The organism is uncultured Streptococcus sp. (genome assembly GCF_963456385.1).
GTDB lineage: Bacteria > Bacillota > Bacilli > Lactobacillales > Streptococcaceae > Streptococcus.
In genome coordinates this window covers 1-15,682 of record NZ_CAUOLF010000021.1, presented here as the reverse complement: position 1 = coordinate 15,682, position 15,682 = coordinate 1, and the positions used below count along the sequence as shown (strand labels likewise).

The window sequence follows — 15,682 nt, the reverse complement described above, 5'->3', positions numbered from 1 at the left end:
TTCTAGCATCGGTCCTCTTCAACCGATGATGGATGTTATATGCAGATAGATTTTACATTTACATAATCAAACAGCAATTTCCTTTATACATCAGAAAACTGCAGGCAGAAAAGGCTCGAGCAAGCCAGCTTTATTCGCTGTCCAAGCCTGTCAAGTTCAGTTCCTGAGCCTTGGAATGCTTCAACTGCTCCTCCTTAGCTCTATCCTGATTATAGATCTGACTGGTTTTTAAAAAATCATAATTGTTCTTCTTAGGCTTTTCTTCCGGCTCCTGCGGCTGAGGGCTATACTCTGGCTGAATATCCGCCAAAATATAGTTATCCTGCTGAAGCCTGTCGCCAAACTTCGTAAATTCCCCTGATGTATTCTTCTGAAAAGGGGCTGTTGGCTTAGGTCTTTCCGCATTAGAAGCAGTCGGAAGTTTTCTGCTACGGACCTTAGTCGGAAGGTCGCTGGTCAGATAAGACGCTGAACGCTTCTTTTTCAAATCTGCCCGAGCTTCCTCGCGTGCCTGCTCAGCATAACGGATAGCTGGATCTTTCTTATCAATCGGCTTTTTAAAATCCTTGAAAGCAGACTGCTTTTGCAACGGTGTTCTGATAGCCTGACTGGCAGCGATGGGAGCATGCCTGTTGGAGTCCACGATCGGCATCCATTCCAAATAATTACGGTCAGTATAGTCTCCGGTAATGTTGCTAATGAGATCCAGTTCATCATAAAGATTCATATGCGGCATTTCCGTCAGCATGATTTCATCATCTGACACCAGAGGAAATTGTTTATCAGTCATATCTTTTTCCTTTCAACCCTTCATTATTATAAACTATTCAGGCTATTTTTCAAGCTATTCTGCCGAAATTCCCAGAATTTCTCGAATTTCCTCCACAGAGAGACTGGATTTGGCTTCTGCTCCGTCGAGAATAGTCGAAACCAGATTGCGCTTGCTCTCCTGCAACTCCTGTATCTTCTCCTCAATCGTACCCCGTGTAATCATCCGATAGACTTCGACATTGCGCTCCTGTCCGATACGGTGGGCACGGCCGATGGCCTGGGCCTCAACCGCTGGATTCCACCAGAGGTCGACCAAGATAACTGTGTCTGCACCGGTCAGATTGAGACCGACACCTCCAGCCTTAAGGGAAATCAAAAAGGCTGATCGCTGGCCGTCATTGAAGGCTGTTGTCATGTCCTGACGCTCCTTGGCCGGAGTAGAGCCTGTAATCTTAAAGGACTCCATGCCTAGCTTGTCTAGCTCATTCTCGATAATATCCAGCATACCACGAAATTGTGAAAATATGAGGACACGATGATTACCATCTTGTATCTGTTCAAGTAATTCCCGCAAACTTTCTAGCTTACCGCTCTCGCCCTCGTAATCTTCCATAAACAGCTTCGGAGTATCACAGATCTGACGGAGACGCATAAGACCTGACAGAATCTCTATCTTGCTGCGGTTGATTTCATCTTCTGTCGCATGGATGATTCTGTCCTGCATCTGCTTGAGCAGAGCCAGATAAATGGTCTTCTGACTATCTGCCAATTCATTGCGATAGGCAACTTCAATCAAATCAGGCAATTCCTGCAGCACATCTTCTTTCTTGCGCCGCATGACAAATGGCTTGATATAGCGAGCGACTTTCTCAGCCGGCAGTTTTAAAAATTCCTTTTTGCTTGGCAAAAGTCCTGGCATGACAATCTGGAAGATAGACCAAAGTTCTCCCAGATTATTTTCAATCGGCGTTCCAGAAAGGGCATAGGTATGCTCCACCTCAAAATCCCGCAAATACTGGGCAATCTTGGTCTGGTCATTCTTCATGACCTGAGCCTCATCCAAAATCAGATACTGGAAGTGGTTGTCCCGGTATTCTTCCACATCTTGCCTGAAGGAAGCATAGCTGGTAATGGTAATCTGATGCTTCTCCGCTATCAGCTCATCACGAACATTTTTCAGACCATACACCACCGCCACATCCAAATGCGGAGCAAATTTAGCAAACTCATCGCTCCAGTTGTAAATCAGGCTGGATGGCGCCAAGATTAAGACTTTCTTAGAGTCATCTATACGCGAACTCAGAAAAGAAATCGTCTGCAGAGTCTTCCCTAGTCCCATATCGTCAGCCAAGATGCCACCGAATCCATACTTATCCAGCATGGATAGCCACTTGACACCCGTCTCTTGATAATCCCGAAGGTCAGCCTTGACTTGCAGCTTAGGAAGAGGAAATTCCTCAGGGTGAGTCAGGTCAAAGGCTAGCTGCTGCACATCTTTTGAAAACTGTACCTTATCCTTGCCCTTGAAAAATTCTGCCAGTTGATAAGCTGCCAGACTGCTGGTCTGAATGAAGCCATTTTTAGTCCGCTTACTCCGCAGCTGCTGCAAAGTCCGACTCATCTCCTTGGTCTCTTCATCGAAAATCAAGACTTGCCCAGACTTACTGATAAAGAAGTCCTGCTCCTTAAAGAGCGAATCAAGCACCGCGTCAATCTCTGACTGCGCAATACCGGCAAAATCGAAACCAACATCTAAGAGGCCGCCCTTCATCTTGACAGAGATCCTTGGACTTTCTGTCTGTGCCAGTGCCTCTAACTCTTCTGTCATGCTGACACGGCCCAAAGCCTCAAAATTGGGAATCACTTCCGAGAAGAAATGGTAAATTTCTTCTGGCTTCAGAGGCGGTCGCTGGCTGTAAAAGTCTGCCACAAAACCTGCCTGCAGCATTTGCTTAAAGACTTGCTGCTCATGCTCAAAATTACCTGCAAAAGGCAGACGTTCCAAATCTTTGCGAGTCGTCACTTTCCTGTCTCCATAGTCAAAGACAGTGTCCAAAATCAGACGCTTGTCAGGACCGATGTCAAAGTCAAACTTGGCTGTAAAGTCATGAATCATCATACTTTCAGGTGCTTCTACCCGACCAACTTTTTTAAACTCAGACAAACTGGAAGCCAGCTTAGTCCTTTCTGACAAGTCGAATTGCAGGCGCTTCAACCGATCATGCTCTATAGGCAACTCCCGTAAAGCCTTCATCAGTCTAATCTGCTGAGGATTTAGCTGGTAGAAGGTATCTCCATAAAAGATAAACTGCCCATCATAAAGCATCTTATAATTCTTCTCAGCAATGACTAGCTCAAAATGCTCTTCATGCTCTTCCACTTGGAAAGTATAAACTTCTGCCTCTTCATGTAAATCTTGGAAAAAGACTTCACTGTAGTCGTAAAGGCTGTACTCTAAGCGGAAAGAAGACAGATTCATCAGGAAGATAACTCCCTCTTCAAAGATGCTGGCTGGGAAGAAAAGATTGCGCCCAGCATTTGGGAAAATCAAAGAGGAATCTTGCCCCTGATAGTCTGGCACTAGCCCCTGCAGGAAAACGAGCAAATCTTGACTGGCTTCATCAAAATCCTCCAAATGAATAGCCTCATAGTAACTCTTACCAATCTGATAATGCCCACCCTTTTCCAAGGTCCGAAGGAAGGAAAGAACGTCTCGGACAACATAAGAGCGCTCGTCCGGCAAGCGACTGATCCGGAGACTCCAGAGAAACTGTCCTGTATAAGAATCCTCTTGACCAGTAGCTGAAAGCTCATAACGAACCTGTTGATCGGATTTCTCCGGCAAGACCTTATCTAAGAACAAGCTTCCGAAAGAAACCAGCTCTTGGGTCTCCTGACTGGTCAACTCCTCTTCTTCCATACTCTTTAGTACATCTTTCCCCGATGGGGCATTTTTCAGATAATACTCCAAGGCTGCCAGATGGGCACAATATTTTTTCTTCTGGAAAAAGTCACAATAACAAAAGATGACATCATCATCCAAGCTATAGCGCAGATTACACTCGTCCACACGAGCATATAAAAGAGAATCACTGACCTCAAGGATTACTACCTTATTGTTTTCAACCAGGGCAATTCCTTCTGTCCGAATCTTACCAGGAATTAATTTTGCCATAATTACCACCTTACATTTATCTCACCATTATACCATACTTTCGACATAAAAAAAGAAAAGCAAGCTCTTATGCTTACTTTCATCTTTACATATAAACGTATGTTTGTCAAATTGCTGTTTTACAACTCTACTTCCGCTTCCTTGCAATCAAGTGAATGGGCGTCCCTTCAAAGACAAAAGCTTTGCGGATTTGATTTTCCAAGAAACGCAGGTAAGAGAAGTGCATGAGTTCTTCTTCGTTGACAAAGATGACAAAGGTCGGAGGTTTAGTTGCTACCTGAGTCGCATAAAAAATCTTGAGGCGTTTGCCCTTGTCGGTCGGTGTCGGATTAATCGCGATGGCATCCATGATAACATCATTGAGCACCGCTGACGGAATGCGGGTATTCTGACTCTGACTGATTTGCTTAATCATGTCCGGCAGCTTATGGAGACGCTGCTTGGTCAGGGCAGAAACAAAGATAATTGGCGCATAAGACAGATACTGGAATTGGTCGCGGATATCTGCTTCCCAGTCTTTCATGGTATGGTTGTCTTTTTCCAGCGTATCCCACTTATTGACAACGATGACAATCCCTTTTCCTGCTTCATGGGCAAAGCCAGCGATTCGCTTGTCGTACTCACGAATTCCTTCTTCAGCATTAAGCACCATCAAAACGACATCTGAGCGGTCAATGGCCCGCATGGCCCGCATGACAGAGTATTTTTCCGTATTTTCATAGACCTTGCCTGACTTGCGCATACCAGCCGTGTCAATCATGGTAAATTCCTGACCTTCACTGTCTGTAAAGACCGTATCAATAGCGTCACGCGTAGTACCAGCCACTGGACTAGCAATGACTCGGTCTTCCCCCAAGATGGCATTGATCAAGCTAGACTTACCAACATTAGGACGGCCAATCAGACTAAACTTAATCATATCAGGATTTTCAGCCACTTCTTCATTTGGCAGATTTTCAACGATTGCATCAAGAACATCCCCTGTACCAATACCGTGGACTGAAGAAACTGGGAATGGATCGCCCAAGCCCAGCGCATAGAAATCAAAAATCTCATTGCGCATTTCGGGATTGTCCACCTTATTGACTGCTAAGATAATCGGCTTATGGGTCTTGTAGAGCATGCGAGCCACATACTCGTCCGCATCTGTAATCCCTTCCTTGCCAGACACGACAAACACGATGACATCCGCTTCGTCCATGGCAATCTCAGCTTGGTGTTTGATTTGCTCCATAAAAGGGGCGTCAACATCGTCAATTCCGCCCGTATCAATAATACTAAACTTACGGTTGAGCCAGCTTGCTGTCGCATAGATTCGGTCGCGGGTCACTCCTTCGACATCTTCCACAATGGAAATCCGCTCACCGGCAATCCGATTGAAGAGCGTTGATTTGCCGACATTAGGACGGCCGACAATGGCAATAGTTGGTAAGGCCATGTTTTTCCTCTTTCATTCTTTAGGACAGAGCCAAACTCCGCCCTATTTTTCTAATTTCTTTTCTTTGAACAATTGGTCAATAGCCTGATTAGGCTCCTGACCAAATTGGGCAGCTAGGCGCTGACTCCAGGTTTCCTTAGCTCGCTCGCCAGCATATTCAGTCTGTACGCAGTCATAGGCTTGAATAGTTGCACAATCCTGTTCACGATATTCTTCCTCAAAGACCACTGCTTCATAAGGCAAACGTGGCTTGACTGCATGGTTCTGGTTGGGAGTTCCCAGAGCAATCCCAAAGACTGGATAAGTGTAGTCCGGCAGTTTGAAAAGCTCCGCTATTTGACTAGCAGCATAACGAACCAGTCCAATGATTACCCCGCCATAACCCAAACTTTCAGCTGCTAACAGGGTATTTTGCCCCGCCAAAGCGGCATCTACTGAGCTAATCAGGAGGTTTTCTGTTCCCTCAGGATAAAAGTCTTCCGTATGCATGTGAACGCCTTTTTGGGCACGATTGAGGTCGCCAACAAAAAGCAGGAAGGCCGAAGACTGCCGAATGGCTTCTTGGGGCACCAGATCAAAAAGAGCTTCTTTTTTCTCTTTGCTTCGCACCACAATGATAGAGTATGACTGGAAATTTTTCCAGCTGGACGCAGCCCGCCCAGCATCAATGATGGCACGTAATTCCTTATCCGAAATCTGCGCCTCCGTAAAGCGGCGAACAGACGTATGAGCTTTCATCAAGTTAATTGTTTCATTCATCGGCGGTTCTCTCCTTCTAGGCGTACCTCCTGAGCCAGAAACTTAATCCGCTCCATAACTCGCTTGGCCTGCCAAGTCTCATCGCCATTCTTAGAGCTGGCAAAGTGACGCTCTAAATCCGCAAAACTAAAGTTAGAAGTAAAGAAAGTTGGCAGATTTTCCTGCATGCGGTGCTGGAGAATGACCTGCAAAATCTCATCCCGTATCCAAGGACTGGACTGCTCTGCGCCAATGTCATCCAAGATCAGCACTTGGGCTATCTTGACCTGGTCGATCTTCTCCTTGACCAAGCCTGAACTGATCGCATTCTTAACATCTAAAACAAAACTCGGATAGTGGAGCAAAGTCGTTGAAACACTGCGTTTTTCTGACAAATCATGCGCCAGAGCAGCCATCATGTAGCTTTTTCCGACACCAAAATCGCCGTAGAGATAAACAGCCTTCTGATAATTCGGAAACTCAGCAACGAAGTTGGTCAACAGTTCAAAAGCCTTGTAGCGACCAACATCATCCAGATCCACCTGAGCCAGACTGGCCTCCTTGAGACTGGCTGGTAGGCTGATAAGATTGAGACGGCTTCTAATGGCCTCCTGTCTCTCCTGCTCAATCAACTCAGGCGTCTCTTCATAGGCAACATCCGCGTAGCCTTCATTTTTCACCAAGATTGGCTTATAGCCCTTAGCAATATAGGTCTCATCCCCCAGCAAAAAGCGGTTGCGCTCCGTAATATACTGGTTAAACTTGGAAACACTGCGCTGAATCTCAGCTTGGGTCAGCTTTTCCTGCTGGATAAAGGCTGCCACATCTGGATCGGCCATAATCTGCTTGACCAGCTCCTGATAGTCAAACTGCCGCACCCTATTCATATGAGGCATATTCTGTCCTATTTTCTCCATTTATTCGCCTCCTCCTTCAAGTTTGGCTAAGAGCCGACGTTTCTGCTCTTCTAGCTCGGCCTGCTTCTCTGCGCTCGTTTCATTTTTATAATCCGGCTGACTCCAGTCAGGTACGTTGCTCTTGGTAGAGCCTTGTCCAGATTTAGCTGGACGGTTCTGGGGCTGCTGGTTGCGCTCACGGATTTTCAAGACAGCTTCCTCAGCTGTCGTCACCTTTTGATAAGAAAAATCATTAGCTACCTTGAGGGCGTACTTTTCATTGAGATTGGCTGAATCCACCTTATTAAAGGTCAAAAGCAAGATTACGTTGATAACCTCGTCCAAAAGGCCTAATTCAGCTAAATCTAGCAAAAGCTTTCTCTCCGTCCTCGTAATAGCAGCCTGACGGGTTTTTTTAATTTCTGCCAGGAAAACCATTGGCGATGTTCGTTTCGCTTCTTGGATAATAGACTGCTCTTGCTTAGAAAACTGACCTTCTGCTGGCTTCTGAGCTAGCTTTTGCTTCATCCGCTTGGTAGAAATAACCTGAGAAACAGCAGTTTCTCTAGCCAAGACATAGGTCTCATACCAAGTCCACTTCTTCTGCTCAGCAATTGCAAACAATTCTAGCACATCTTCCTTTTCATTGGCAAAGCGAAGATTGTCCTGAGCCATCCGTTGCTTGAAATACTCCAAGTCAAAATCATTGGCCTTTCGCACTGCCCTTGGCTGCTCAGCTTCCATACCAAACACCTGCATAAAAGGCTTGATCAATTTATCTCCGCTAGGATTTTCTGGTCGCAGGGCTTCTGCAGCAGCTTCTCCGATTTTCTTTTCCAAGAGCCGGCTGTACACATTATGGCTGAAAAATTCCTCCGCCGTTAAGGTCGGGTGGAGTTGAACCAGATAATAGTCATCTGTTTGATAAAGATCTACTAGCTTAATCGCCGCTAAACGCTCAAAACTTTCTTCTAAAATATTAAGTCCAAAATCTAAATGATTAAGAATCTGACTGAAGAGGTGCTGCTTTTGCCCATTATCCCCAAAAGACAGCAGATAAAGATAAAGTGTTACTGCTTCTCTCCCCAAAATCGGCAGATAGAGCTTGGTCAAGATAGCAATATCTGGGCTGACTGCATTATTGCGCAAGAAAGAAAACTGATGGTTTGGTTTCATTTATTTGTCCTTTTTCTTCTTGGACCCCTTGGTAATCTGCTTGAGCAGGCTTTCTAGCTCCCCCACATCCTTGAAACTCCGGTAAACACTGGCGAAACGAACGTAGGTGATTTCATCCAGCTCAGCCAGTTCATCCATGACTAAGGATCCAATATACTCACTATTGATTTCATTGTCGCTCTGACTGCGGACCTTTTGCTCGATTCGGTTGACAATCTCCTCTATTTCATCACTAGATACTGGCCGCTTTTGAGCGGAGCGAATAATACCGTTAAAAATCTTATCTCGAGAAAATTGCTCACGTGTCCCGTCCTTTTTGACAACCACTAGGGTTCTCTCTTCGACGCGCTCGTAGGTCGTGAAGCGGTGCTGACATTCCTCACACTCACGGCGGCGGCGGATTGTGTTTCCATCTTCTGCCTGTCTGCTATCAACTACGCTTGATTTATTCCCACTACATTTCGGACAACGCATACCATTTCCTCCTAGAATCCTAATACTTCATTATAACACGTTTTCAAGAATAACAAAAGACAGCCGTTTGGAGGGTAATATTTCACCATTTTGCCCTAAAAATATGTTTATCAAAAAGAAAAAGCGAGGCAATCTGTTGCATTCTCAGTTTTGCCTCATCTTTTTACTATTATAATGTCACTTGCACTTCTAAACCAAAGTGGTCACTGATAACAGGTGCTGCTTTCCCGTCAAAAATAACAGCAGAGCGCTCAACGTCCATCCCCTGACTAGTGAAAACATAATCAATCTTCAGAGCATGCTTATTATCATCCCAGCCTGCGATAGTCCCTTCTACTGTTGCCTCTCCAACAATTTCTTTTGCAGCAGTATGACTATCCTGCAGCTTCAGTGGACTGGCTAAGATGGTCTGGTAACCTTGCTGGCCGACTGGATTGTTGAAGTCCCCCATCAGGACCAAGGGACTTTCTACTTTTAGCAGCTCTGCTTCAAGCTTAGCCCATTCCCCCTGGAAGCCTTTGTCCCACCAAGACAGATGGCAGGAGGCAATTGTCAGCAATTGACCTTCTACCTCAGTCTCGGCTAGCAAGACCTTGCGGGTATGGTAGTCCGTAGGATCATTAGCCTCTGATACCAGAACTTCTCTAGGAGCTAGTGGTTTTCTGGATAGGATTGCCACTCCCTCGTTATAAATATCAAACCCAATATGATTATAGGCCCAGGACCAATGATAGTCCAGTCCTGCCTCAGCCAACTTTTCCACCAGACAGAGAGCAAAATGGTCTTGATGAATCGCAATCGCTCCTTCAACCGCCTGATAGAAAGGAGCCTGAACAACCTGTTCAGACTCCGTTAATTGATTGACTTCCTGCAGGCAAATGACATCATATTTTTCTTGAAGAATGCTCTCTACCAACTGATTAAGCTTGGTTTCTTGCTCTTCTTCCATCCAACTATGAGTATTTAATGTCAGGAATTTTGCCATGATTTCTCTTTTCTATATTACAATTCAACCTTAGCAACAACTGTCTTAGCAGATGCTTGACCAAGTTTTTCTACTGTTACAGACTTGATAGCTGCTGCATTTGTGAAGACTACGATTGTTGAAGTTTCACGTCCTGCTTCTTTGATTGTTTCCAAGTCAGCTGTGACTAGAAGATCTCCAGCTGCAACTTTTTGACCTTCTGAAACATGAACTTCGAATGGTTTACCTTCAAGGCTAACAGTTTCCAAACCAATATGTACCAAGACTTCCAATCCGTTATCTGTCACAAGACCGATAGCGTGCTTGCTAGGGAAGACGCTAGTTACAGTACCAGCAACTGGTGAATAAATCTTACCATTTTCTGGCTCAACTGCAAATCCATCACCCATCATTTTTTGTGAGAAGACTGGATCTTTAACATCTGCCAAGTCAATGACTTGACCGTCCGCAACAGTTTCAACTTCCTCAGTCACACCTTTGTAAGTAACTTCGGCAGCTGCTGATTCTGCTTTTTGGCTAGGAAGTGTTTCAGGAATCACTTCACCAGAATCCAACAAGTCTTGAATATCCGATTTAAGAACGTCAGCTTTTGGTCCGTAGATAGCCTGAACGCCTTGGCCTTTCATAACCAAGCCCATAGCGCCTTCAGCTTTCCACTGTTCTTCTGTTCCAACTTTTTCAGCATCTTTGACAGTCACACGCAGACGAGTCATACATGCATCTACATCAACGATGTTAGCACGGCCACCCAGAAGGTTGATAACATTTACTGCTTGAGAAGCTTCAGCAACTTTACCGCCGGTTGACTCTGATGAAGAAGCTTCATCTGAACCGTCTGCTGTTTCATAGTTGCCGTTACGTCCTGGAGTTGCATAGTTGAACTTCTTGATCATGAAGTTAGAAATGAGGTACATCACAACACCAAATAGGATAGTTACCCAGATGAAGTTGATGATATCCATCCCTAAGCCAGCATTGATGGCCATAGGAGTACGGGTCAAAAATTCGATAGAACCGAATGAGTGCACACGAAGATTAACGATGTCAGCCATTGCAAACGCAGCACCTTGTACAAATGCATAAATGATATACAGCGGTGTTGCAACGAACATGAACATGTACTCGATTGGTTCAGTAACCCCTGTCAAGAAGGTTGCCAAAGCAGTCGCAATCATCATACCTTTGTATTTGTGCTTCTTGTCAGCATCCACATTGCGGTAGATAGCTGCTGCTACCCCCATAAGGATACCAAATGAACCAATCATCTGACCAACTTTGAAACGAGCTGGATGAACTGTATCAAGCAAGTGCTGGTAAGTAGAAGGATCAGCTGATTTAGTACCAACCAAGTCAGTTACCCAAGCCAACCACAGTGGATCTTGACCAGCTACAGTTGTTCCCGCACCAGAACCAGTAATAACGTGGTAAACACCACCTAGTTCTGTGTAGTTCATTGGGATGGTCAACATGTGGTGCAAACCAAATGGAAGCAAGAGACGTTCCAAAGTACCATAGATGAATGGTGCCAAAACAGGTGCAGTATCTTGTGAGTTAGCAATCCAAATACCAAAGCTGTTGATACCTGATTGAACAACTGGCCATACGAATGACAAAACAATTGCTACGATTACTGAGCGCAAGATAACAACAAAAGGTACAAAACGCTTACCATTGAAGAATGACAAAGCATCTGGCAATTTACGGAAATTATAGTATTTGTTATAAGCTGTCGCTCCAACAAAACCAGCAATAATTCCGACAAAGACACCCATGTTCAGAGCTGGTGACTCCAGAACGCTGATGAAATAATCTGAAACCTTAATTGATGCACCAAACATTGTTTTAACTACAGCAGCCTTATCTGAGAGCATATCGCTGGTAACACCAAACATAACACCAGTGATACGGTTAATCAGGATAAAGGAAAGACCCGCTGCGAAGGCACCGCCTGCGCGTTCTTTTGCCCAGCTTCCACCGATAGCTAAAGCAAATAGGATATGCAGGTTACCAATAACCCCCCAACCAATCTGCTCTAAAACACCGCCAGTAGTGACTAAAACACCTAGATTTGGATTAATCATCGGAATCGATTTACCGATACTAATCATCAGTCCTGCTGCCGGCATAACAGCAACGACCACCATCAAAGCTTTACCGAATTTTTGCCAAAATTCAAAGCTAAAAATGTTCTTGAATGAATCTTTCATCATTCAGACCTCCTTATATTTTTTGCAAACAAGTCCGTTTTTGTGAAATCGTTTGCATGTCGATACATCTATTATAGCACGATTTTTTATTTTGTAAAGGCTTTTATAAAAATATTTTCTCTTTTTTTGCATTCCAAAGGCTAAAATTTCTTTTTACGAGACATGTTTTTGCTATATTTCAACGAAAACGATTGCATAGAATGACCAGAAAGTCTGCATTATTTCTCCTATCAATACTGTAACAAGAGCAAAAAAACTCTGTCTCCTAAGGAGAACAGAGTTTTGAATTTTTATTCTTGCATGGCATAACCAACACCGCGAACGGTTTTGATATAGCTTGGCTGCCCTTCCACATCAATTTTACTGCGCAGATAACGAATATAAACATCTACAACGTTGGTCTCGGTTGCACTCTCGTACTTCCAGACACGCTCCAGCAGTTGCTCACGGCTCATGACCTTATTGCTGCCCATCAGGGTTACCAGCAGATCGTACTCCCGCCGCGTCAGTGCAATAACTTCCTCACCGCGGTAAACCGTATGATTTTTAATATCCACTCGCAGATTGCGGTAAGAGGTCGGAATTTTCAAGAGGCTGCAGTGCTGGTCGATAAAGTCGCGCCCGCGGAAAATGATGGAGACGCGCTCCACTAAATCACTGATAATGAAAGGCTTGACCACGTAGGAAACAGCAAAATGCTGGATTGCTTCCTGCTGATCTGCAATCTCTTCGCGACTAGCCAGAACGATAATGACCAAAGCTGGCTTAATCAAGCTCAGCCGCTTAGCAAAATCGCTGGCAGTCATATCTTGAAGATCGTAGTTGAGCAAGAGCAAGTCATAATCCACATCTTTAGCCAGAGCCAGTCCCTCTTGACCTGTCTCAGCTAAATCTACAAGAAAGCTTTCCTTTTGTAGTTCCAAACTCACAAATCGGGCAAGATTTTTTTCATTTTCTACTAGTAAAATTCGCTTTGCCATAGGCCTATCCTATTTTTCGTCGTACCAAGAATAGTGGTAGGTACCTTCTTTATCTTTACGGTTGTATGTATGAGCACCAAAGTAATCACGCTGCGCCTGAATCAGGTTAGCTGGCAGATTTTCCGCACGGTAGCTATCAAAGTAAGCAATGGCACTGGAGAAGGTTGGCACTGGTACTCCCGCTTGCACAGCCAAGCTGACAACATCACGGACTGCCTGCTGATACTTAGCTGTAATATCCATGAAGTATTCATCCAAGAGCAGGTTGGCTAGGTCAGCATCACGGCCATAAGCATCTGTAATCTTTTGCAGGAAGCGGGCACGGATGATACAGCCAGCACGCCAGATAGAAGCAATCTCTCCGAACGGCAGATTCCAATTATTTTCCTTAGAAGCTACACGCAATTGAGCAAATCCTTGAGCATAAGACATGATTTTTGAGAAGTAAAGAGCCTGGCGGATCTTTTCAATCAACTCTGCCTTGTCTCCCTCAAAGGTGAAAGCAGCTGGTTTTGGCAATACCTTGCTAGCAGCCACACGCTCATCTTTATAGGTAGAAATGTAACGTGCAAAGACTGACTCTGTAATCAATGGCAGCGGCACACCTAGATCCAGTGAAGATTGACTGGTCCACTTACCAGTTCCCTTATTGCCAGCCGCATCCAGAATATAGTCAACGATTGGACCAGCTTGACCTTCATCGTCCTTGCGTGTCAAGATATCCGCTGTAATCTCAATCAGATAGCTGTCCAGCTCGCCTTTGTTCCACTCCGTAAAGATGTCTGCCATTTCACTAGCCGAAAGTCCCAGCAAGTGCTGCATCAGGTCATAACTCTCAGCGATAAGCTGCATATCTCCATATTCAATCCCGTTATGGACCATTTTTACATAGTGACCAGCGCCATCAGGACCAATATAGGTCACACATGGTGCACCGTCTTCAGGAGCTTTAGCAGAGATTTCTTCCAAGACATCCGCTACCAACTCATAAGCTTCTTTTTGACCACCTGGCATAATAGATGGTCCTTCCAATGCGCCCTTTTCACCACCGGAAACACCTGTACCGATGAAGTTGATACCAGAGTTAGCCAACTCTTCATTACGGCGAATAGTATCCTTGTAGAAAGTATTCCCGCCATCAATCAGGATATCGCCCTTGTCCAAGTGAGGGAGCAGCGCCTGAATAGTCGCATCTGTACCAGGACCAGCTTGAACCATCAGCATAATCCGACGTGGTTTTTCAATAGAGTTTACAAAAGACTCTACATCATAGCTAGGCACAAAATTTTTCTCAGGATGAGAGGCAATGACGTCCTCTGTCTTGTTTGCTGAGCGGTTATAGATGGCAACTGTATAGCCACGAGATTCGATATTTAGGGCAAGGTTACGGCCCATAACAGCCATACCAACAACACCAAAATTTGCTTTAGTCATTATGTTCTCCTATAGTTTGTTTGTCTTATTTTATCATTTTTAAGGCTTAAAAGAAAGTATTAAGTCGGAGAGGGATGAAAGAGGAGAGGTATAGAAAAACCAAGCTCAGATGAAACTGAACTTGGTTGAGGGAATTTACAGTAAAGTAGAGACTTTCATAATAATCTCCAAATGCATAGTTGGAATGTTCTCTGGCTGAACAACATGAATATCCCAATCATTCAGATGAGTATATAGGTGATTTAACTTATAAGACTGACGTGCATACTAATAAGCTAATTGATTTACACCATTAGGAACTAGTTAGGCTATTCAAATTTTAACTCAATTCCCCAACACCTAAGAAGAAAGCTGCAATGTTGTACTTCTCAGGACGGTTCGAACTTACAAAATTTGTCATGTAGTAACCTGCTTTCTAGAAATAGATTAAGTATATTTATTATATAATGCGACAATAGTAAGAAAAATTAACAAAATAGAAGATATAATCCAAATAATATTTATATTCAGTCTAATCTCTGATATATTTTCGATTTGTTGATTAAATTCAGATTCAGAAAATAAACTAACAATATCTTCCTCTGTCAAAATATCCTTATAATTATTTTTTAATCTCTCAAAAACTTTATTGAAGTCTGTTATATCTTTATTAAATTTTTTATTAGATAAATAACAATAAATTAAAGAACCAAAAAGCGCAAACAGCAACAACCATAGAATATCTTTACTAAAAATATTATCTAGCGGAGAATCGGATACAATATTAGCTATCATAGTAGTCGTAATAAATGCTACTAACGCAACAAAGTTATTACTAAAACTACCAATTATAACATTACGATACTGATCCATTTCATACAGTGTATGTACTATAAAATTACCTATATCCTTTTTAGCACTTAGATATTCGGTCACATTATTTTTTATATATAAATTATAAGCCCTTGAAATATCTCTCACACTTAATTTTAAATCACTAAAATGAAATGTTTGTGATTCTATCACTTCTCTTGCTATTGTAAGTTTATCTAGATAAATATCATCATGGTAAATCCAACTAAAAATATCATATATTTCTTTGGTATATGAAAATGAAAATTGATTTATATTTATAACATCTGTTATGTTCTTTGTTGCATTTTTCGATAAATTTAATTCCTCTTTATGAAGAAATGAAAAAGAAGCTAGATAGATAAATGAAAATAGTATCTCCCATTTTTGAAATAATTCTTTTATTCTAGAATCGAACTCGCTACTGACTATATGAAAATCATTTGGAAGTAAGGGGAACTCATTTAAATTTAAAAAATTATTAGTAAACAATACTTTCGAAAATAATTCTAATCTATTTATTTTCGAATATTCAAAATACTTATCTTTATAATATTTAAAAAATATAGTTTCTGTT

Annotated in this window: 12 protein-coding genes; all 12 read right to left on the bottom strand. The window is 43.2% G+C overall.

Annotation, left to right across the window (positions count from 1 at the left end; all coding sequences use genetic code 11):
- Positions 1-130 precede the first annotated feature (130 nt).
- Positions 131-790, bottom strand: a complete 660-nt coding sequence (locus tag RP262_RS08890; protein WP_311154918.1) for a cystathionine gamma-synthase — start codon at positions 788-790, stop codon at positions 131-133.
- Positions 791-844: 54 nt separating this feature from the next.
- The gene (locus RP262_RS08885; protein ID WP_311154917.1) at positions 845-3,946 is read right to left on the bottom strand and encodes a DEAD/DEAH box helicase; all 3,102 of its coding nucleotides are present in this window, start codon (positions 3,944-3,946) and stop codon (positions 845-847) included.
- A 127-nt stretch (positions 3,947-4,073) separates the two neighbouring features.
- Positions 4,074-5,384 carry a ribosome biogenesis GTPase Der gene (gene der, locus RP262_RS08880; protein ID WP_060976632.1) on the bottom strand — a complete coding sequence of 437 codons (1,311 nt, stop codon included), beginning with the start codon at positions 5,382-5,384 and terminating at the stop codon, positions 4,074-4,076.
- Positions 5,385-5,426: 42 nt separating this feature from the next.
- Positions 5,427-6,143, bottom strand: coding sequence for an NADPH-dependent oxidoreductase (locus RP262_RS08875; RefSeq protein WP_311154916.1), 717 nt, complete (start codon positions 6,141-6,143; stop codon positions 5,427-5,429).
- Entirely contained in the window at positions 6,140-7,039 is a 900-nt protein-coding gene (gene dnaI, locus RP262_RS08870; protein WP_311154915.1) for a primosomal protein DnaI, read from the bottom strand. The genes RP262_RS08875 and dnaI overlap by 4 nt, the downstream gene beginning before the upstream one ends.
- Entirely contained in the window at positions 7,040-8,194 is a 1,155-nt protein-coding gene (locus tag RP262_RS08865) for a DnaD domain protein (protein WP_311154914.1), read from the bottom strand.
- Positions 8,195-8,668 carry a transcriptional regulator NrdR gene (gene nrdR, locus RP262_RS08860; protein ID WP_268683337.1) on the bottom strand — a complete coding sequence of 158 codons (474 nt, stop codon included), beginning with the start codon at positions 8,666-8,668 and terminating at the stop codon, positions 8,195-8,197. It abuts the gene before it with no gap.
- Between the two features lie 169 nt (positions 8,669-8,837).
- A complete protein-coding gene (locus RP262_RS08855; RefSeq protein WP_311154913.1) occupies positions 8,838-9,653 on the bottom strand; it encodes an endonuclease/exonuclease/phosphatase family protein in 816 nt (271 codons plus the stop codon).
- Between the two features lie 17 nt (positions 9,654-9,670).
- The gene (locus RP262_RS08850; protein ID WP_311154912.1) at positions 9,671-11,863 is read right to left on the bottom strand and encodes a PTS transporter subunit IIBC; all 2,193 of its coding nucleotides are present in this window, start codon (positions 11,861-11,863) and stop codon (positions 9,671-9,673) included.
- A gap of 287 nt (positions 11,864-12,150) precedes the next feature.
- Positions 12,151-12,840 (bottom strand): response regulator transcription factor, encoded by a 690-nt coding sequence (locus RP262_RS08845; RefSeq protein ID WP_311154911.1) that lies wholly within the window; start codon positions 12,838-12,840, stop codon positions 12,151-12,153.
- Between the two features lie 9 nt (positions 12,841-12,849).
- Positions 12,850-14,274, bottom strand: coding sequence for an NADP-dependent phosphogluconate dehydrogenase (gndA, locus tag RP262_RS08840; RefSeq protein WP_002894560.1), 1,425 nt, complete (start codon positions 14,272-14,274; stop codon positions 12,850-12,852).
- Positions 14,275-14,700: 426 nt separating this feature from the next.
- Positions 14,701-15,682, bottom strand: a 982-nt coding sequence (locus RP262_RS08835) for a hypothetical protein (protein ID WP_311154910.1), incomplete at its 5' end; no start/stop codon positions are given.

Coding starts and splice junctions, on each gene's coding strand:
- RP262_RS08890 (WP_311154918.1), bottom strand. CDS start 790: ATGACTGATAAACAATTTCCTCTGGTGTCAGATGATGAAATCATGCTG.
- RP262_RS08885 (WP_311154917.1), bottom strand. CDS start 3,946: ATGGCAAAATTAATTCCTGGTAAGATTCGGACAGAAGGAATTGCCCTG.
- der (WP_060976632.1), bottom strand. CDS start 5,384: ATGGCCTTACCAACTATTGCCATTGTCGGCCGTCCTAATGTCGGCAAA.
- RP262_RS08875 (WP_311154916.1), bottom strand. CDS start 6,143: ATGAATGAAACAATTAACTTGATGAAAGCTCATACGTCTGTTCGCCGC.
- dnaI (WP_311154915.1), bottom strand. CDS start 7,039: ATGGAGAAAATAGGACAGAATATGCCTCATATGAATAGGGTGCGGCAG.
- RP262_RS08865 (WP_311154914.1), bottom strand. CDS start 8,194: ATGAAACCAAACCATCAGTTTTCTTTCTTGCGCAATAATGCAGTCAGC.
- nrdR (WP_268683337.1), bottom strand. CDS start 8,668: ATGCGTTGTCCGAAATGTAGTGGGAATAAATCAAGCGTAGTTGATAGC.
- RP262_RS08855 (WP_311154913.1), bottom strand. CDS start 9,653: ATGGCAAAATTCCTGACATTAAATACTCATAGTTGGATGGAAGAAGAG.
- RP262_RS08850 (WP_311154912.1), bottom strand. CDS start 11,863: ATGATGAAAGATTCATTCAAGAACATTTTTAGCTTTGAATTTTGGCAA.
- RP262_RS08845 (WP_311154911.1), bottom strand. CDS start 12,840: ATGGCAAAGCGAATTTTACTAGTAGAAAATGAAAAAAATCTTGCCCGA.
- gndA (WP_002894560.1), bottom strand. CDS start 14,274: ATGACTAAAGCAAATTTTGGTGTTGTTGGTATGGCTGTTATGGGCCGT.